The sequence below is a fragment of the Dactylosporangium sp. NPDC049742 genome (assembly GCF_040674675.1).
Lineage (GTDB): Bacteria > Actinomycetota > Actinomycetes > Mycobacteriales > Micromonosporaceae > Dactylosporangium > Dactylosporangium maewongense.
This window is the reverse complement of record NZ_JBFANF010000007.1, coordinates 147,837-165,708: the sequence shown is the minus strand read 5'-3', so window position 1 is coordinate 165,708 and position 17,872 is coordinate 147,837. Positions and strand designations below refer to the sequence as shown.

At 73.4% G+C, this 17,872-nt stretch carries 20 protein-coding genes; 12 read left to right on the top strand and 8 right to left on the bottom strand.

What is annotated here, in order from left to right:
* Positions 1-13: 13 nt before the first annotated feature.
* Together AB0J72_RS12290 and AB0J72_RS12285 are read left to right on the top strand one after the other, a co-directional pair.
* Complete coding sequence (locus AB0J72_RS12290; protein WP_363397897.1) at positions 14-547, top strand: SigE family RNA polymerase sigma factor; 534 nt, start codon at positions 14-16, stop codon at positions 545-547.
* The gene (locus AB0J72_RS12285) at positions 540-1,730 is read left to right on the top strand and encodes a hypothetical protein (protein ID WP_363397895.1); all 1,191 of its coding nucleotides are present in this window, start codon (positions 540-542) and stop codon (positions 1,728-1,730) included. The genes AB0J72_RS12290 and AB0J72_RS12285 overlap by 8 nt, the downstream gene beginning before the upstream one ends.
* Here the strand turns inward: AB0J72_RS12285 and AB0J72_RS12280 are convergent, their stop codons facing one another.
* Complete coding sequence (locus tag AB0J72_RS12280; protein WP_363397893.1) at positions 1,731-3,956, bottom strand: tetratricopeptide repeat protein; 2,226 nt, start codon at positions 3,954-3,956, stop codon at positions 1,731-1,733. It lies immediately after the preceding gene.
* Between the two features lie 166 nt (positions 3,957-4,122).
* On the opposite strand from AB0J72_RS12280, the gene AB0J72_RS12275 reads away from it, so the two are divergent.
* The 3 genes from AB0J72_RS12275 (at position 4,123) to AB0J72_RS12265 (ending at position 5,935) form a co-directional block, all read left to right on the top strand.
* Positions 4,123-4,578 carry a carboxymuconolactone decarboxylase family protein gene (locus AB0J72_RS12275; protein WP_363397891.1) on the top strand — a complete coding sequence of 152 codons (456 nt, stop codon included), beginning with the start codon at positions 4,123-4,125 and terminating at the stop codon, positions 4,576-4,578.
* A gap of 44 nt (positions 4,579-4,622) precedes the next feature.
* Positions 4,623-5,057 (top strand): DUF1801 domain-containing protein, encoded by a 435-nt coding sequence (locus tag AB0J72_RS12270; RefSeq protein WP_363398080.1) that lies wholly within the window; start codon positions 4,623-4,625, stop codon positions 5,055-5,057.
* 86 nt (positions 5,058-5,143) lie between these two features.
* Positions 5,144-5,935, top strand: coding sequence for a class I SAM-dependent methyltransferase (locus tag AB0J72_RS12265; RefSeq protein ID WP_363397889.1), 792 nt, complete (start codon positions 5,144-5,146; stop codon positions 5,933-5,935).
* Here AB0J72_RS12265 and AB0J72_RS12260 read toward each other — a convergent pair whose 3' ends face one another.
* Genes AB0J72_RS12260 through AB0J72_RS12250 form a run of 3 tightly spaced genes read right to left on the bottom strand, consistent with a single transcriptional unit; the run spans position 5,936 to position 7,004 of the window.
* On the bottom strand, positions 5,936-6,358 hold the full coding sequence (locus AB0J72_RS12260; RefSeq protein WP_363397887.1) for a hypothetical protein: 423 nt from the start codon (positions 6,356-6,358) through the stop codon (positions 5,936-5,938). It abuts the gene before it with no gap.
* Positions 6,359-6,369: 11 nt separating this feature from the next.
* Positions 6,370-6,630: a hypothetical protein gene (locus tag AB0J72_RS12255; protein WP_363397885.1), complete on the bottom strand. Its 261-nt coding sequence runs from the start codon at positions 6,628-6,630 to the stop codon at positions 6,370-6,372.
* On the bottom strand, positions 6,627-7,004 hold the full coding sequence (locus tag AB0J72_RS12250; RefSeq protein WP_363397883.1) for a DUF2089 domain-containing protein: 378 nt from the start codon (positions 7,002-7,004) through the stop codon (positions 6,627-6,629). The genes AB0J72_RS12255 and AB0J72_RS12250 overlap by 4 nt, the downstream gene beginning before the upstream one ends.
* Before the next feature lie 132 nt (positions 7,005-7,136).
* On the opposite strand from AB0J72_RS12250, the gene AB0J72_RS12245 reads away from it, so the two are divergent.
* The gene (locus tag AB0J72_RS12245; RefSeq protein WP_363397881.1) at positions 7,137-7,712 is read left to right on the top strand and encodes a hypothetical protein; all 576 of its coding nucleotides are present in this window, start codon (positions 7,137-7,139) and stop codon (positions 7,710-7,712) included.
* A gap of 7 nt (positions 7,713-7,719) precedes the next feature.
* On the opposite strand, the gene AB0J72_RS12240 is transcribed toward AB0J72_RS12245, so the two are convergent.
* Together AB0J72_RS12240 and AB0J72_RS12235 are read right to left on the bottom strand one after the other, a co-directional pair.
* Complete coding sequence (locus AB0J72_RS12240; RefSeq protein ID WP_363397879.1) at positions 7,720-7,857, bottom strand: hypothetical protein; 138 nt, start codon at positions 7,855-7,857, stop codon at positions 7,720-7,722.
* A 39-nt stretch (positions 7,858-7,896) separates the two neighbouring features.
* On the bottom strand, positions 7,897-8,022 hold the full coding sequence (locus AB0J72_RS12235) for a hypothetical protein (protein ID WP_363397877.1): 126 nt from the start codon (positions 8,020-8,022) through the stop codon (positions 7,897-7,899).
* A gap of 74 nt (positions 8,023-8,096) precedes the next feature.
* On the opposite strand from AB0J72_RS12235, the gene AB0J72_RS12230 reads away from it, so the two are divergent.
* Both AB0J72_RS12230 and AB0J72_RS12225 read left to right on the top strand, forming a co-directional pair.
* On the top strand, positions 8,097-8,393 hold the full coding sequence (locus AB0J72_RS12230; RefSeq protein ID WP_363397875.1) for a hypothetical protein: 297 nt from the start codon (positions 8,097-8,099) through the stop codon (positions 8,391-8,393).
* A complete protein-coding gene (locus AB0J72_RS12225; protein WP_363398078.1) occupies positions 8,393-8,998 on the top strand; it encodes a LysE family translocator in 606 nt (201 codons plus the stop codon). The genes AB0J72_RS12230 and AB0J72_RS12225 overlap by 1 nt, the downstream gene beginning before the upstream one ends.
* Here AB0J72_RS12225 and AB0J72_RS12220 read toward each other — a convergent pair.
* Together AB0J72_RS12220 and AB0J72_RS12215 are read right to left on the bottom strand one after the other, a co-directional pair.
* Positions 8,971-9,639 carry a response regulator transcription factor gene (locus tag AB0J72_RS12220; protein ID WP_344499852.1) on the bottom strand — a complete coding sequence of 223 codons (669 nt, stop codon included), beginning with the start codon at positions 9,637-9,639 and terminating at the stop codon, positions 8,971-8,973. The two genes, AB0J72_RS12225 and AB0J72_RS12220, sit on opposite strands and share 28 nt — an antisense overlap.
* A complete protein-coding gene (locus AB0J72_RS12215; RefSeq protein WP_363397872.1) occupies positions 9,636-10,778 on the bottom strand; it encodes a histidine kinase in 1,143 nt (380 codons plus the stop codon). Before AB0J72_RS12215 ends, AB0J72_RS12220 begins: the two co-directional genes overlap by 4 nt.
* Positions 10,779-10,886: 108 nt before the next feature.
* On the opposite strand from AB0J72_RS12215, the gene AB0J72_RS12210 reads away from it, so the two are divergent.
* The 4 genes from AB0J72_RS12210 to AB0J72_RS12195 all read left to right on the top strand — a co-directional run bounded on the left by AB0J72_RS12210 (position 10,887) and on the right by AB0J72_RS12195 (position 17,790).
* Positions 10,887-11,576 carry an ATP-binding cassette domain-containing protein gene (locus AB0J72_RS12210; RefSeq protein WP_360562960.1) on the top strand — a complete coding sequence of 230 codons (690 nt, stop codon included), beginning with the start codon at positions 10,887-10,889 and terminating at the stop codon, positions 11,574-11,576.
* On the top strand, positions 11,566-12,255 hold the full coding sequence (locus tag AB0J72_RS12205; protein WP_363397870.1) for a hypothetical protein: 690 nt from the start codon (positions 11,566-11,568) through the stop codon (positions 12,253-12,255). The genes AB0J72_RS12210 and AB0J72_RS12205 overlap by 11 nt, the downstream gene beginning before the upstream one ends.
* A gap of 366 nt (positions 12,256-12,621) precedes the next feature.
* Positions 12,622-14,574: a transposase gene (locus AB0J72_RS12200; RefSeq protein WP_363397868.1), complete on the top strand. Its 1,953-nt coding sequence runs from the start codon at positions 12,622-12,624 to the stop codon at positions 14,572-14,574.
* A 165-nt stretch (positions 14,575-14,739) separates the two neighbouring features.
* Positions 14,740-17,790, top strand: a complete 3,051-nt coding sequence (locus AB0J72_RS12195; RefSeq protein WP_363397866.1) for an ExeM/NucH family extracellular endonuclease — start codon at positions 14,740-14,742, stop codon at positions 17,788-17,790.
* Positions 17,791-17,872 lie beyond the last annotated feature (82 nt).

Genomic DNA, 17,872 nt, shown 5'->3' with positions numbered 1-17,872 from the left:
CGTGTGACGTGACATGCCCGAGTCCGACCGCCGCGCCACCGACCGGCCGCCGCCCGCCGCGGCCGACTTCGACGCGCTCTACGACGCACGCTACGGCGACGTCGTCGCCATGGTCTATGCCCTCGCCGGCGACCTCGCCGAGGCGCAGGACCTCGCCCAGGAAGCGTTCTGCCGCGCCTGGCAACGCTGGGGCGACGTCTCACGGTACGACGACCCGCTCGCCTGGATCCGCCGGGTCGCGGCCAACCTCGCCACGTCCCGGTGGCGGCGCAGCCGGGTCGCCCGCGCGTATCTCGGCCGGGAACGCACGACCGACGTCCCCGCGCTGAGCCCCGACCATGTGGCGCTCGTCGCGGCCCTGCGCCGGCTCCCCAAGGAGCAGCGGCGGGCCGTCGTGCTGCACCACCTGATCGACCTGCCGGTCGCCGAGGTGGCTCGGGAGATGGACGCCGCCGTCGGCACCGTCAAGTCGTGGCTGCACCGCGGGCGGGCGTCGCTCGCCGCCGAGCTGGCACACACCACCGAGGAGGTGACCCACCGTGACTGACGAACTGACCTACGCACTGTCGCGGCTGCGCGCGGACGTCGGCGGCAGCGTCGCGCCACCCCCCGGCGCGCGGCTGCGCCAGGTGGCCGAGCGCAGGCGGCGGCACCGCCGGATCGCCACCGGGATGGTCGCCGCCGCCGTGGTGGGGGCGATCCTCGTCAGCGGCGGGCTGATCTGGCGGGGCGGACCGTCGAAGACGGCACCTGTCCCGGGCGTTTCGCCGAGCCCGTCACCCACCCGGACCGCATCCGCTGACGCCAGGCCGAGCAAGCAGGTGCCGGCCAGGCAGGGACCGCCGCAGACGCCCGCGATCTGGGCCGGGGTGGACTGGGCGTCCGCCACGATCACGCTCCCCGCGCACGAGGGCTGCCCGTCCGGAACGGTCACGCTGCGGAAGGAGGCCTTTATCATGGGGTTCGGGATGGACAGGATCGTGGGCCCCGTGTCGTCGTGGCCGAAGATCTCGATCCTGCCGGAGCCGGTGATGTACGGCGATCTCAACGGCGACGGGAAGCCCGAAGCGGTTTTGTATGCCGATTGCAAGCAGACCGTGGAGGACTCCGGGGACGGGGAGGGGCAGCTGCTCGCGGTGCGCCGCGACGGCGCGACGCTGCGGGCGCTCGGCTGGTCCGGGCCGCGTGGCGAGCTGATCACCGAGTGGTGGGTCGACGGCGGCCGGATCGTGATGGACGCCAAGCCGTGGCACACGGACTGGGGCTACCGGCTCGGCGCCGCCCGCGCCTACCAGTGGACCGGGCAGTCGTTCACGGAGGTGGACTCGGGCCTGCCGGGCATCGTCTCGGCGATCGACTTCGCGCCGGTGGCCGGGCTGATCGGCTGCCCTGCGGCGTCGATCCGGTTCGGCGACCGGCGCCAGGTCACGTCGGACGGCGTGACCTGGGACCTGACCCAGCCGTCGGCGCCGGACCAGCTGCAGCATCTCGCGGACCTCGACGGTGAAGGGCACCGGCGGGTGCTGATCGCCGTCTCCTGCGGCGGCACCGCGGCGGTGGTGCTGCTCGACCGGCTGGCCGACGGCTCGTTCCGTGCCGTCGACGCCATCCGCCCGCCGGAGGGCACGACGGTGGCGGACTGGGCGCTCACCTACGGCGTCCTGACGGTGAAGACCGGTTCGGGCCAGGAGATCCCGTACACCTGGAACGGCGAGTACTTCCAGCGGTGACTACCGGCCCAGCGCCGCACGCGCGAGCTGCTCGTCGTGCGGCCGGGCCAGGTCCCGCGCGACGGTGATGACCCGTTCGAGCTGCGCGGCGGCCTCGTCGCGCAGCCCGGCGGCCCGGCACGTCTCGGCGTAGGCGTGCCGGCAGTCGAGCTCCAGCTGCACCTCGGCGAGCGGTTCGAGCAGCTCCAGGGCGCGCCGGTGGTGCTCCAGGGCCTCGTCGAGCGAACCCTGCCCGCGCAGCGCGACGCCGAGGGCGTTGTGGCACAGGGCCTGGTTGTGCGCCAGGTTGTGCTCCTCCGCGAGCCGCAGCGCGTCCTGGAGGGTGCGCAGCGCCTCCTCCGCCTCGCCGGTGGCGAGGCCGAGCGTCACGAGCCCCGTGATCCGGCCCGGGCCGGCGGCGAGCGCGACGGAGGCCCGCGCGAGCTCGACCGCCTCGGCGGGCCGGCCCAGTTGCAGCGTCACCCAGCCGTCGATGGCCAGCGCCTGCGCCTGGCCCGGGGGCCGGCCGAGCTTCTCGAAGAGCTCGCCGGCCCGCCGCAGCTGCGCCCGCGCCGCCTCGAGGTCGCCGAGGTCGCGATGGGCCATGCCGGCGCGCAGCGCCAGCCCGGCCGCGATCTCGTCGTCGGCCGCACCGGCCTGCTCGGCCTCCTCGTATGCGGCCATGGCCTCGGTCAGTCGGCCCGCGGCGGCGCGGGCGAAACCGAGGTCCGACAGCAGCGCCACCCGCTCCCGTTCCCGGCCGAGCCGGCCCGCGGCAGCGGCGGCCGCCGCCAGCAGGCGGGCCTGGTCGTCGGTGCCGCGGTGGCGGAAGAAGTACACCCGCATCAGCTGCGGCAGCCCGGCGGCGACCTCGTCCGCGCCGATCCGCACGGCGGCGTCGACGCAGGCGACCAGGTTCACGTACTCCAGCTCGAACCAGGCCATCGCCCGCGCCGGGTCGCCCGGTTCGGGCCGCGGGCGGTGCGGCGAGGGCAGGGTCCGCTCGTGGGCGGTGGCCTGCGCCAGGTAGTGGTCCAGGGCGCGGCGCAGCGCGGCGTCGGCCTGGGGCTCCTCGTCGGCGGCGAGGTCGGCGGCGTACTGGCGGATCAGGTCGTGCATCCGGAACCGGCCCGGCGCGACCTCCTGCAGCAGGTGCGCGTCGACGAGCTCGTCGAGGACCTCGCCGACGCCGGAGCGCAGGCCCGCCAGGGCGCCCGCCGTCGAGGCGTCGAAGTCGGCGCCGGGAAGGACCCCCAGCAGCCGGAACACGCGCCGCTGGTCCGCGTCGAGCTGCTGCAGCGACATGCCGAAGACCGCGTCGAACCGGCCGGTGGCGTCGCGCAGCCGCTCGGCGAGCACCGCGACCGTCCAGCCGGGCCGGTGCCGCAGCCGGGCGCCGGCCATCCGCAGCGCGAGCGGCAGCCCGGCGCACTGCTGGAGCACCTGCCCGACCGCGTCCTCCTCGGTGGCGGTGAGTCCGGCGGCGCGGCCGAACAGCCGCGCGGCGTCGCCGTCGGCGAGGGGTTCGAGCGACACCGGCGGCACGCCGTCGAGGCTGACGAGCCGGTTGCGGCTGGTGACGAGGACCGCGGACTTCCCGGCCCCGGGCAGCAGCGGCCGCACCTGTTCGGCGTCGACGGCGTTGTCGAGCACGACGAGCGCCCGCCGGCGGGACAGCTCCGAGCGCCACAGCGCGGCCCGTTCGGTGAGGCCGGCCGGCGGGTGGGTGACGTCCAGCGCGGCGAGGAGCCGGCCGAGCGCCGCCGGCGGGTCGAGCGGCTCCTGCCCCGGCGTGAACCCGTGCAGGTCCAGGTACAGGCCGCCGTCGGGGTACGCGCCGGCGAGCCGGTGCGCGACGTGCACGGCGAGGCTGGTCTTGCCGACCCCGCCCATGCCGTCGACGGCGACCGCGCCGGCGGTGCGCAGCAGCTGCTCGACCAGCGCCGACTCCGCCTCCCGGCCGGTGAAGTCGAACAGGTCGGCGGGCAGGTCGTTGCGGCGGGGCGGGGGAGCGGCGCCGGCCTTGGCCGCCTCCGCCCACACGGCGCGCAGCGGGCGCGGGTCGCGGCCCACCGCCCGGCAGAGCGCGACGACGGCCTCCCACGGCGGCACCAGCTGGCCCGACATGTACCGCGACAGCGACGAGCTGCTCAGGCTCGCCTTCGTCGCGAGGGCGCGCAGGCTGAGCCCGCTGAGCTCCTTGATCCGGGCGAGCTGCGCGACGAGGTGTTCCTGCGGGCTCGACACGTGCAACACCGTACCCGTCCCGCCCCACGAGGTCGGATCGACGGGGTATCTGCCCAGCTCAGCGCCGTTGCGCGTGTCCCACGGTGTCCCATGGACGTCGAGGGACGGGGTGCGCCGCTGATCAGATGGGTCCTGTCAGCGAGAGCACACAGCAAGGGAGTTCGCGATGTCGACGGAGCGCATGCCCAACCCGGCGGCCCTGATCCCCGGGGCGATGGAGGCCCTGATGGCGCTCACCGGCGCGATCGCCGGCGCCGGGGTGAGCGAGCGGGTGCTGGCGCTGAGCCACCTGCGGGCCAGCCAGATCAACGGCTGCGGGCCGTGCGTCGCGGGCGGCGCCGCCCAGGCCCGCCGGCACGGCGCCGGCGACAACCAGGTCGACGCCGTCGCCGCGTGGCGGGAGACGCCGTGGTTCAGCGACGAGGAGCGGGCGGCGCTCGCCCTCACCGAGTCCGTGACCCGGCTCGCCGACCGGTCCGACGCCGTGCCGGACCAGGTGTGGGACCTGGCCGCGAAGCACTTCGACCACAAGGAGCTGGCGGCGCTGCTGCTGAACATCGCCGTCACCAACGCCTTCAACCGACTCAACGCCCCGACCCGCCAGCAGGCCGGGCAGTGGTGACCAACTTCAACGTCAGCTCCGACTTCAACGAGAGAGGCACGATCATGGCGAACACCGAGAAGTACGACGGCTTCACCACCGCCGAGCGCACCGCGATGAAGGACCGGGCGAAGGAGCTCAAGTCGACCGCGCGGCGCGGTACCAAGGCGGACACCGAGAGCGAGGTCCTGGCGAAGATCGCCGAGATGGCCGACACCGACCGCGTCCTCGCCGAGCGCCTGCACGCCATCGTGAAGGAGAGCGCCCCCACGCTGACGTCGAAGCTCTGGTACGGGATGCCCGCCTACGCCCGCGACGGCAAGGTCCTGTGCTTCTTCCAGAGCGCCGCCAAGTTCAAGACCCGCTACGCCGTCCTCGGCTTCAGCGACGAGGCGCAGCTGGACGACGGCACCATGTGGCCCACGTACTTCGCCCTGACCACCCTGTCCGCCGACGACGAGGCCCGCATCGCCGCCCTGCTCAAGCAGGCCGTCGGCTGAAGCCAGCCGCTGCTGGTTCGCCGTGCCGCCAGAAGGCCCCCTCCCCAGGGGGCCTTCCGCGGTGCGGCACGGGCATCATGCGTGAGATGCGGAGCAGGGTGTTCGGTGAGGTCGCGGAGCTGTACGACGCCGGGCGGCCCGGCTACTGCGACGACATGGTCGACGAGGTCCTCGCCTACGCCGCGCTGGGTGCGCGGCCGGCGGCCGAGATCGGGGCCGGCACCGGCAAGGCGACGGTCCAGTTCGCGGCCCGCGGCGTCCCGGTCGTCTGCGTGGAGCCCGACGAGCGGATGGCCGAGGTGCTCCGTCGCAACACCGCCGGGCACGGTGAGGTGACGGTCGAGGTGAGCGCGTTCGAGGATTGGCAGCGCGCCGGCCGGCGCTTCGGGCTGCTGTACGCGGCGACGTCCTGGCACTGGACGGACCCGGGCCGCCGGTGGGACCTGGTGCACGCCGCCCTGGAGCCGGGCGGCACCCTCGCGCTGTTCTGGAACCCGCACGGCGTCATGGACGCCGGGCTGCAGGCGGAGCTGGCCGAGATCGACCGCCGGCACGGTGTGGAGCACTCACCGCATGACGCGGTCGCGTCCTTCTACGACGACGTGCCAGGGGCCTGGACCGGTGTGGAAGGTTGGCCGCTGGAGGAGTGCCAGCGCGACGGGCGCTTCGCTGACCTGCGGTCGGCGCGGTTCCGGGACCAGGTCAGCTACGACACCGGCCGCTACCTGGCCTACCTGACCTCGATCTCCGCCTACCGGATTCTGCCCGCCGCCGACCGTGAGCTGGCCCTATCGGAGACCGCCCGGGTGCTGGACGCCAACGGCGGCGGGATCGACATGCTGCGGCTGAGCGACCTGTTCCTCGCCCGGGCCGCGTAGTCACTCGCAGAAGACGCGGACCTTGGCGTCGGGCTGGTCGACGTCGACGGTCATCTCGTCGAGGTGCTCGATGAGCGCCTCGAGCTGCTCGGGCTTCAGCTGGGTCAGGTCGAACGGCACGCCCGACTTGTGCATCTCGGCGTTGGCGTGCTGGAGCGCCTGCGGCGGGATGAGCGCCACCAGCTTCACGCCGGCGCGCAGCAGCTGCAGCGGCACGCGGACGTTGACGCGGCCCGGCTCGCCGCCCTCGAGGGTGTCGACCAGCACCCGCAGGTACTTGGGCTTGCCCTTCGGCCGGGCCTCGGGGAGGGCCGCGACGGGCGGCTGGTCGCGCTCCAGCGCGGCGATGAGCTGCTCCGCCTCGTCGACGGTGATCTTGCCCGCGGCGAGCATGTCGAGGATGTCCTTGCGTTGCTCGTTCATGGTTGACGCTCCTATCTGATGGAGACGAGGACGGCCGTGTTGCCGTCTTCGATGTCGACCCGGGTGCCCGGCAGCGCGGAGAAGACGCGCCAGCCGGTGCCCAGGGTCCGTGGCACGCTGATGCGGAAGATGAGGCAGGCGATGATCCCGCCCAGCACCGCGAGCAGCAGCAGCGGCGCCAGGATCAGCGCCACGGGCAGCACCGGGATCCAGAGCCGGACGGGCCGGCGGTGCCGCCGGTCGACCCGCACCGTCAGCAGCTGCGGCATCATGTGCGACCGTCCAGTTCGGACAGTGCCTGCTGCGCGGTGATCTCACCGCGCCGCAGCCGGTCGATGACGTCGGCCCGCGACGGCCGCGGATCGGTCTCGACGAAGTCGAGGGACTGCGTGATCCTGTTCAGCCGCGCCTTGATCGTCGGGTAGCTCACCCCGAAGATCCGCTCCATCTCCTTGATGGAGCCGTGGCACCGCACGAACGCCGTGACGAAGACCTGGTCCTCGACGTTGAGCTGGGCCAGCTGCGGCAGCTCGAACCGGCCCTCGATCGCGACGTCGCTGTCGGTCAGCCGCACCCGCTCCACGACGAACGGCCGGCCCCGGGTCAGGTTCGTCAGCTCCTGCCAGTCCATCGCCTGCTCTGTCATACCTGAAGTATGCGCGCCTCTAGGATTAACTTTCAAGAAGTTGATCTTAAGATTTTTAATTACGCCCTCTGGAGGGGAGTCGCGATCCTGACAGCGGGGAACGGCGCCGCCCGACGGCCGGTCAGAGCTGCCATGAGACGCAGATTCGCCGCAGCCGCCGTCGTGACCGTCCTCGCCGCCGCGGGCTGCGATGGTGGAGCGGTCCAGCCGAGCCCGAGCCCGAGCCTGCAGCCGACGACGGCGCCGGTCGGCGGGCCCGTCCCGTTCAGCGTCAAACTCGGCGCGGGCCAGCGGCTCATCCCGCTGTCGCCGGGGCCGCAGGGCTGCCCGGGCGTCGACACGCGGGTGCACCTCGGCGACGGCCGGCTCATCCGGTTCACGGCCTACGCGACCGGCTGCCCGCTGCCGGACGACCCCCGGCGCATCAACGGGCGGCACGGCGTCTACCGCAGCGCCGCGGACATCCCCGCCGACCTCCGCGCCGGCGCGACCAGCATCCAGACGCCGCTGGGCGAGGCGACGGCGTTCACCCAGGACTACTCGGAGTACACCAACTCCGCCAACCACTACACGGAGCCGGTCGCCGTGATCACGCTGGCCCGGCCGGCGGATCCGGCGTACCAGACGCTCACCGTCATCGCGGAGAAGGGGACGCTGCCGATGGACGGGCTCGCCACCGTCCTGCGGGAGCAGCTGCTGGCACCCTGAGCCCGGGTCAGCGCAGCGGCCCGCACTGGCCGCAGGTGCAGATGGAGCCTCTCGTGCGGCTCGACGTGATCGGCAGCCGCGTCAGCACGTGGTGCCACGGGCGATGGATGTGGCACTGCGTCAGCAGCGCCCGCTCGTCGACCACCGTGTCACCCTCCGGGCTGCCGACAGCACCCGCCAGGTCCTACAGACCCGCGTACGCGTCGAGCAGCCGCTCCGTCATCTTCTGCCGGACGTTGCGGCGGTAGCTGTGCCCCAGCCAGAGACCGGCCACGCCGAGCACCACCGCGACAAGCACCTGCGTGTCCAAACACCGCCCTCGGTCCGCGCCCACCGGCCGCCGCGACATCATCGCAGCATCGCCGGCGGACGTGGGGCACGTCGATGGACGAGATCAGGGCGACCCCGCTGCCGGACTCGATGGCGCTCACCGAGCCGCAGGCCCTCGCGGCCGTCCTCGACCGTCACCCGAACGTCCTCGGGGTCCTGGCCGGTCATGCCCATACGGCGGCCGCGACGACGTTCGCCGGGCGGCCCGTGCTGTGCGCGCCGGCCGTCACGTGGACCCTGCGCCTGCCGTGGGAGGGCGACGGCGTCGCGGACCTGCAGGCGCCGCCGGCCCTGGCCTACCACGTCGTCGACGGCGGCAGGATCGTCACCCACTACCGCGTCGTGCCGTGATGCAGCCGGCCGCCGTCGCCGGGTTCGTGCTGGCCGTGGCGCCGCTGCTCGCCGCGCCCGGAGCGAGTCTCGCCCTGCTCGCCGACAGCGTCGCCGCCGGCCGGACGGGTGATGCCGCGCTGGTGATCACGGGTACCGTGACCGGGCTCTACGTGCACGCCACCCTGGCCGCGGCCGGTCTGTCCGCGCTGGTGCTGCGCTCCGACGCAGCCTGGCGGGCGGTCCAGCTGGCCGGCGGTGTGTACCTGGTCGGGCTCGGCCTCTGGATGCTGCGGATCCGGCGGCCCGCCACCGGGGTGCGGGGCGGGCGGGGCCCGGCGTTCCGGCGGGCGCTGCTGGCCAACGTCCTCAACCCCAAGGCGGCGGCCATCGTCCTGACCCTGATGCCGCAGTTCATGGACGACCGCACCGCCATCGGCGTCCAGTACGCGGTGCTCACGACCGCACAGGCCCTGGTGCTCACGGTCTGGCTGACCGGCTGCGCCGTCGCGCTTTCCCGCGGCGGGCGCGTGCTCGCGCGGACGGTGCTGCCGCGGCTCGGTGCCGCCGGCCTGATCGCCGTGGGCGTCTGGACGGTCTACCTGGGGACGAGGCCGCACTCGTAGGCGACGACGACGAGCTGGGCGCGGTCGTGGGCGCCGAGCTTCGTCATCGAGCGGTTGATGTGGGTCTTCACCGTGTGCGGGCTGACCCGCAGGTGGGCGGCGATCTCGTCGTTGGACAGGCCCGTCGCCACCAGGCCGACGATCTCCCGCTCGCGGCCGGTCAGCAGGTCCACCAGCGGCGCCGCGTCGAGGCGGCGGCGGGCGGCCGGGGCGGGCTCGGCCAGGAAGCGGGCGATGAGGGCGCGGGTCGCCGCCGGGGAGAGCAGCTGCTCGCCGCGGTGCACGGTGCGGATCGCGGCGAGCAGCTCCGCCGGCTCGGCGCTCTTGCCGAGGAAGCCGCCGGCGCCGGCCCGCAGGGCCTGGAACACGTACTCGTCGACCTCGAACGTGGTGAGGATGAGCACCCGCACGCCGGCGAGGTCCGGGTCGGCGGTGATCAGCCGGGTGGCGGCCAGGCCGTCGAGGTCGGGCATGCGGATGTCCATGAGCACCACGTCGGCGCGGGCGGAGCGGGCCAGCTCGACCGCCTCGCGCCCGGTGGCGGCCTCACCCACGACCGTCACGTCGTCGGCCGAGTCGACGAACACCCGGAACCCGCTGCGGATCAGCGGCTGGTCGTCGGCCAGCACCACCCGGATCACCGGGCCTCCAGCGGCAGCACCACGGTCAGCCGGTAACCGCCGGCAGGCCGCGGGCCCGACTCCAGCGACCCGCCGAGCGCCGACACCCGCTCCCGCATCCCGACCAGCCCGACACCGGGCGCCGCCGCAGGCCGGCCCGGGGTCCCCGGTGCGTTCTCGACCTGGATCGTCAGGGCCTCCTCAGACCGTTGCAGCAGGAGGTGTACGGCCACCGCCCCGGCATGCTTGCAGACATTCGTGAGCGCCTCCTGCACCACCCGGTACGCGGTCAGGTCGACGGGCACCGGCAGGTCGAGCGCGTCGCCCAGCCCCGACGCCGACACGGCCAGCCCGGACCGGCGGAACGTGTCGAGCAGGTCGGGCAGACCCGTCAACCCCGGCACCGGATCGACCGGCGCGAGCTGGTCACCCGGCTGGCGCAGCAGGCCGATCGTGTCGCGCAGCTCGCCGAGCGCGGTCCGGCTCGCGTGCCGTACATGGGTGAGCGCCTCCCGGGCCCGGACAGGCTGCGCGTCGAGCAGGTGCGCGGCCACGCCCGCCTGCACGTTGATCAGCGCCAGCTGGTGCCCGACGGCATCGTGCAGGTCCCGGGCGATCCGCAGCCGCTCGTCGGTGACGCGGCGGCGGGCGTCGGCGTCACGGTCGCGTTCGGCGCGCAGCGCCCGCGCCTCCACCTCCGCCAGGTACTCCCGCCGGCTGCGGGCACCATCGCCGGCGGCCACGGCCAGCCCGCCGAGCGCGGCGAGCGCGAGGTTCTCCGCGCCGAGCCACGACGCCGGCTTCGCCAGCATGTGCAGGCCGGCGAACGCGGACACCGCCAGGACCCCGATCGTCAGCGCACGCCGGCGGCTGGCCGACTCCGCGACCGTGTACAGGGCGATGAGCGGCGCGGCCAGGATCAGCATGCCGTTCGCCGTCTTGTGGTTGAACACCAGATACGCCTCCGCGGCGACCGAGCTGACCAGGAACGTGTGCAGCGGCCACCGCCGCCGCAGCGCGAGCACCAGGCACGCGACCGCCGCGACCAGCGTCGCCGTCACGTCCAGCGGCGCGGCGTGCGGCGTGCCGTGGGTGGTCGCCAGCACCACGACCCCGACGACGAGCCCGATGGCCAGGTCGACGGCCGGGTCGATGCGCATGCCCACACGGTAGGCCGGTGCTACCGCGCGGACATCCCGCAGCCGCGGTATACGGAATGCCGCCGCCGCGGGACGACTTCTCCGGCCCCGGCGGCGATCGTAGGCGGCATGACAGCAGTCCACGTCCGAGAGCTGACCAAGCGGTACCGGGGCGTCCGCGCGGTCGACGCCCTCACCTTCGACGTCCCCGCCGGCTCGGTCACCGGCTTCCTCGGCCCCAACGGCGCCGGCAAGACCACCACCCTGCGCATGCTGCTGGGCCTGGCCCGGCCGACCAGCGGCACCGCCCTCATCGACGGCCGCGCCTACCACGACCTCGCCGAGCCGCGCCGGACCGTCGGCGCCGTCCTCGAGTCCGGCGGCTTCCACCCGGGCCGCACCGGCCGCGACCACCTGCGGATCCTCGCCGGCTCGGCGCGGCTGCCGATGGCCCGCGTCGACGCGGTCCTCGACGAGGTCGACCTGACCGGCGCCGCCGACCGGCGGGTCCGCACGTACTCCCTCGGCATGCGCCAGCGGCTCGGCCTCGCCGGCGCCCTGCTCGGCGACCCCGGGCTGCTCGTGCTCGACGAGCCCGCGAACGGCCTCGACCCGGCCGGCATGTCCTGGCTGCGCGGCCTGCTGCGGCGGCGGGCGGCCGCCGGCGGCACCGTGATCGTCTCCAGCCACGTGCTGTCGGAGATCGCGCAGACCGCCGACCACGCCGTCATCGTCGGCGCCGGCCGCCTGCGCCACGCCGGCCCGGTCGGCGACGACCTGGAGCGCACCTTCCTGGCGGTGACCTCGAATGCGAACTGAACTGCGCAAACTCGCCACCGTCCGGGGCCCGTGGCTGCTGCTGGCCGCCACCGTGGCCCTCGTCGTGCTCGGCGCGAGCGGCCGGCTGTCCGGCCACCCCGACGACGTCGCCGGCGCCGCCGCGCACGTCGGGCTCGTCGCCCTGTTCCCGCTGATCCTCGGCGTCATCGCGGTCGCCGGCGAGTACCGGCACCGCACCGTCGCCGACACGTACCTGTCCACGCCGCGCCGCGAGCGGGTGCTGCTGGACAAGCTCGCCGTGCACACGCTGCTCGGCGCCGGCTTCGGCGTGGCCGCCTCCGTGACGGCCCTCGCCACGATCGCGGCCTGGGGCTCCTGGACCTCCTCGACGCTCGACGACGTGTGGCCGACCCTCGCCGGCGACGTCGGGTGGAACGCCGCCTTCGCCGCGATCGGCGTCGGGCTCGGCGCCCTGGTCCGCAACCAGATCGCCGCGGTCGCCGGCGCCCTCGCCTGGCTCGCCCTGATCGAGGGCGTCGCCGCCGAGCTGATCGGCGCCGACGCGGCCCGCTGGCTGCCGTTCCGGGCCGGCAGCGCCCTGGGCCGGCTCCCGGCCGCCACCGGCCTGGACCAGTGGACGGCCGCCGCGGTCCTCGCCGGCTACGCCGCGGCCTTCACGATCGCGGCCGTCGCCGCCCAACGCCGCGACCCGCTCTGAGCCGGCAGGGTCGTCGATGCGATGCGGCGCAATACCCTCGACCGTGGCGGCGGGACCCTTTCATTGACACCAGGACCGGCGTCCATCCGGGGATAGCTGTCTTAGTCTGCTGAACAGTGAAGCCGAGGTGTTGAGGAACCTACAGGATTCGTCGATATGGTGAGGCGTGGCCATGTTCCGGACGGTTGCTGCTGCGCGGCGGTTGGGTGTTCATCCGCAGACGTTGCGGTTGTGGGCGGGTTCGGGGCGGGTTCCGTTGGTGTGGGTTGGTTCGGAGCGGCGGTTCCGGTCGGAGGATCTGAGCGGCTCTCGCGAAGCGCGTGTCCGGCTGCTGGGCCGGCCATCGGAGCGCCGGGACGGTGACCGGTGACGGCGACGGTCACCGCGACCGCGACGGTGACCGCATTTCGCGGGATGGAGGTGTCGACGGGGCGGCTGCTCAACGCGGATGCTGCCGCGCGGCGGGTTGGCTGGCTGTCGGTCATCGTGCGGGACATGACCGCCCGGCTGGTCGCCGGGCGTTGGACGGCCGAGTCCCTGGCCGCACTGGCGGCGGGCGTCGACCAGGCCGGGAAACCTTTGCCGGGCAAGGGGTGGGTGGCGTTGCGCCGGCTCGGCTGGGTGAGTGTCCCGCCGGCCGGTGTGGTGGTGTCGGATCGGGTTCGCAGGATGGCGGAGGAGCATGCGGCGAGGCTGTTGCGGCTCGCCGTGCACCGTGACGCGCTGCTCCGCGCGGTGATCGCGTCGTGGCCGGCGAACCCGGCCAGGCGCACGCAGGCGGAGTGGGAAGCGTTGTGGGCCGCCGGGCCGGAGGCCATGACGAAGGCCGAGGTCCGTAACCGCACCCGGCAGGTGCTGGGTTTCCTCACCGGACATGGCCGGCTGCCGGTCTCGATCGTTGAGGTGGAGGCGCCGCCGTACGTGTCGGGGCAGGTCCTGCTCGCCGCTGCCGACCGTCAGCAGGTCGCCCCGGGTCGTGGCGAGGACGACCCGGCCCGGCACGCGCTGCGGGTCCTACTGCCCGCCGTGGAACGTCCCGCCTCGTACCGGGACTGGGCATGGGTAGTGCTGGACGCGAACCTTCCCGCATCCGTGCCCGCCCACGCTGCTCTGCTCACTCCGACACTGCGCCTGGTAGCCGGCCGGGGCCGGGGGGTCCGGGTCGACCTGCCGTTCATCCGGCCCGCCCCGCTGCCGCAGGTGGTCGGACACCAGCGAGCGATCGGTGTGGACTGGGGCTACAACACGCTGCTCACCGCCACCACCGCCCGTCTCGGCACCGACCGGGTCGGCCGGCCCAGGGTTACCACCGCCGGGAAGCCGCTCTTCTTCGACGCGACCGGCGTGTCGGCGAAACTGCTGCGCCTGCGCACCTTGCGGGAGCAGATCCGGACCCGCCTGGATCACTACCAGCGGCTGCTGGACGGCCGGCACGATGACACGCTCGCCGCGAAGCGGGACACGCTCGCCGCCGAGCACGACCGGGTGTGTGCCCGAATCCGGAATCTCGGCAGGAGTCTCGCGTGGGCGGCGGCCCGCTGGACGATCGACCACGCCCTCGCCGAGCGAGCCACCGCCATCTACATCGAAGACCTCACCACCATGCAGACCCGCGGGCTGAGCCGGACGATGAACCGCCGCCTCGGCGGCCACATCCGCGGGGCAGTGTTCGCCGCGCTCACCCACCTCGCCAGACGCGAAGGCATCGCGGTGGTCACCATCCCCGCCCGCGGCACCTCGGCCGGCTGCCCCCGCTGCGGCCGGTACGCCACCGACGCGGTCAACGCCGACCCTGCCCACCGGCCCGGATTCCGTCACGTGAAAGCCCCGGACCGGGCCACCACCCGCGGCCACAAGTGGTCGGTCTGCGCGTGTGGCCTCTGCCTGGACCGCGACCACGCCGCCGCCGAACGTATCGCCGCCCGCGGACTCCTCGGCCAGGCCCACACCCGCCGGCACCGCACGACCGGCCAGATACGCACGGTCAAGACCGTCGACGGCCCGGTTCGGCCGATCGCCAAGACCTCCCGGGACCGTCGTGTTCCGGCCGCGAAGAGCTCCCGGAACCGTCGTGTTCCGGGTGAAACCACCACTCCTCGCACGCCCTTGCGACGTGCGACTCCCGCCCCAGCACACATTGCTGGTCAGCGTCCGGCGGGACGGACACCCCAGACCCCCAGCCACACCGAGGGCCAGGTGCCGACCAAGAACCTACGCCGCCGCCGCACCCGCGACCGGCAAACCCATCGAGGATTCCACTGGTACGTGACAGCAACACCGCCTCGTACCAGACCAGTGCCCCGACGAAGCCTTTCGTAGGATTCAGAGACGCTGTCACACGCCGTTCAGCTCCCGGCCGCCGGCCGGGCCTAACGTCCGTAGGTCGGCCTCCAGCAGTGACGGAGCCGAATCACGCCCACCTGGAGGTCCGGGTCTATGTCCCGTGCGGTCATCCGACGCACAACCGTCGTTTTGTCCCTTACCATGGCCGGCGCAGCCTGGCCATTACTCGCCGACCCTGCCGCCGCGAACCCGGCCGGCACGGGTCTGGTCATCAGCGAGGTATATGTCAACGGCGGCTCGTCCGGCGCGAGCTACCTGAACAAGTTCGTCGAGCTGTACAACCCGACGTCCGCCTCGATCCCGCTGAGCGGGACGACGCTGCAGTACCGGGCCCCCACCAGCACCGTCGTGCCGAGCGGGTCGCAGGTGTTCACGCTGACCGGCGCCGTGGCGGCGCACGGGCACTTCCTGATCATGCTGCCGAGCAACAACTCCACGACCAACCCGGGCGAGCCGCTGCCGACGCCCGACCTGTTCACCGGCACCAGCGTCAACCCGGGCGCCGGTGGCGGGACGCTGTACATCGCGGCCAGCGCCACCGGCGTGCTGCCCACCGACGCGGCCGTCATCGACCGCGTCGGCTGGGGCACCAGCAACGCGCCCGAGGGCACCGCCGCGACCGGCAACTCCCTGGTCCTGAGCTACCAGCGGGACGCGGCCGGCGCCGACACGGACAACAACGGCGCCGACTTCCGCACGGCCACCCCGGTGCCGCAGAACGCGGCGTCCGACGGCGGCACCGCGACCGTCACGGTCACCAGCCCCGGCAACCAGAACGCCACGGTCGGCACCGCGATCTCGCCGCTGACCCTGAGCGCGTCCGGCGGGGCCGCGCCCTACACGTGGTCCGCGACTGGCCTGCCCGACGGCCTCACGATCTCCGGCGGCGGCGTCGTCGAAGGTACGCCCACCGCCGCCGGCACCGCGTCGGTGACGGTCACCGCGACCGAGTCGGGCGGCGCGAGCGGCTCGGCGACGTTCACGTACACCGTCACGACGACCACGACGGTGCTGCCGATCGCCGCCATCCAGGGCACCAACACCGACACGTCGCCGGAGGTCGGCCGGAACGTGACGACCGAGGGTGTCGTGACCGCCGTCTATGCGACCGGCGGGTTCAACGGCTTCTACCTGCAGACGGGCGGGTCCGGCGGCGCCGAGGCCGACGACGCCACCCCGGGTGCCTCCGACGCGATCTTCGTCTTCGGCTCCGTCGCGGCGGGCCAGGTCCACATCGGCGACAGCGTGCGGGTCACCGGCAACGTCGTGGAGTTCCAGGGCACGACGGAGATCTCCGCGCCGGCGGTCACGCAGCTGGCGACCCCGCTGCCGGCCGTCGCGCCCGGCACGATCCCGTGGGCGTCGCTGACCACGGCCGCGCAGAAGGAGGCCCACGAGGGTGAGCTGATCGCGCCGCAGGGCACGTTCACCGTCGCGGACAACTACGACGCCAACTGGTACGGCTCGTTCACGCTCGCCGCCGGTGACGCGCCGCTGCGCCAGCCGACCGACGCGGGCCGGCCGGGCAGCGCCGAGGCGCTCGCCGCGGTCGCCGACAACGCGGCCCGGAGCATCACCCTCGACGACGGCGCCAGCGTCAACTACAGCGGCTCCGCCAACACGGGCACGCCGCTGCCGTGGCTGACGCCGACCAACGCGGTCAGCATCGGGTCGAAGGTCACCTTCAACCAGCCGGTGATCCTCGAGTACCGCTTCTCGCTCTGGAACTTCCAGCCGCGGCAGCGGGTCACCGACAACGGTGCCGCCGTCGCGACGTTCAGCGACACGCGCACCGGCAACGCGCAGCCGGCCAACGTCGGCGGCACGGTGCGCCTGGCGACGTTCAACGTCGAGAACTACTTCCCGACGACCGGCGAGTCGTACGTCGCGCAGGGCTTCGGCACCTGCAGCTACTTCAACGACCGGGCCGGCACCCGCATCGCCGTCGACAAGTGCGTCGGGCCGGGCAACGCGGCGGGCGTCCGCGGCGCCGCCAACGACGCCAGCTTCCAGCGGCAGCAGGCGAAGATCGTGACCGGCATCAACCGGCTCGGCGCCAGCGTCGTGTCGCTGGAAGAGGTCGAGAACTCGGCGAAGTTCGGCAAGGCCCGCGACGCCGCCCTCGCCCAGCTGGTCGACGCGCTCAACGCCGCCGCCGGCGGCCCCGTGTGGGCGTACGTGCCGTCTCCGGCCGTCCTGCCGCCGATCGCCCAAGAGGACGTGATCCGCAGCGCGTTCATCTACAAGCCGGCGGACATCGCGCTCGTCGGCACCTCGGTGATCCTCACGACCGCGTCCGGCCCCGGCCAGCCGTTCTCGATCGCCCGCGAGCCCCTCGCGCAGGCGTTCAAGAAGGTCGGCGCGACCGACGCCGACGCGTTCCTCGTCGTCACGAACCACTGGAAGTCCAAGGGCAGCGGCGACCCGCTGTACCCGGGCGACGCCGAGGACACGTCCTCGCCGGCGAAGAACCAGGGCTCGTTCAACGCGACGCGGGTCCGTGAGGCCGAGGAGACCGTCGCGTTCGCCAACCAGGTAGCGACGAGCGTCGGCACCGACCGGATCTTCCTCGTCGGTGACCTCAACTCGTACACCCACGAGGACCCGATGCAGGTCCTGTACGACGCCGGCTACACCGACCTCGGCTCGTCCTTCGACCCGAACGAGTCGACGTACTCCTTCGACGGCCTGCAGGGCTCCCTCGACCACGTGCTGGCCAACGCGGCCGCCCGCACGCTGGTCACCGGCGCCGACGTCTGGCAGATCAACGCGCAGGAGGCGGTCGCCTATGCCTACAGCCGGTACAACTACAACGCCACCCTGCTGTTCAACGGCGGCGACCCGTTCGCGGCCTCCGACCACGACCCGGTCGTCATCGGCCTGAACCCGCCGGTGACCCCGCCGGCCCCGGCGTGGAACGCCTCGACGGTCTACAACGCCGGCGACAAGGTCTTCTACCAGGGCTCGGTCTGGCAGGCGACCTGGTGGACGAAGAACCAGGCCCCGGGCGACCCCTACGGCCCGTGGCAGCAGATCTCGACCGCCCCCGACGGCACCGCGATCTGGACCGCCTCGCGCATCTTCACCACCGGCGACGTGGTCCTCTACCAGGGCAAGAAGTACGAAGCCAAGTGGTGGACCCGCAACCAGGCCCCCGGCGACCAGTGGGGCCCCTGGAAGCTCCTGCCGTAACGCTCTTGCTGTAATGCTCCTGCTGTAAGCGGGGCCGTCCTCATCCCGAGGACGGCCCCACTCTGTGTCTCCTTGTGGTTGG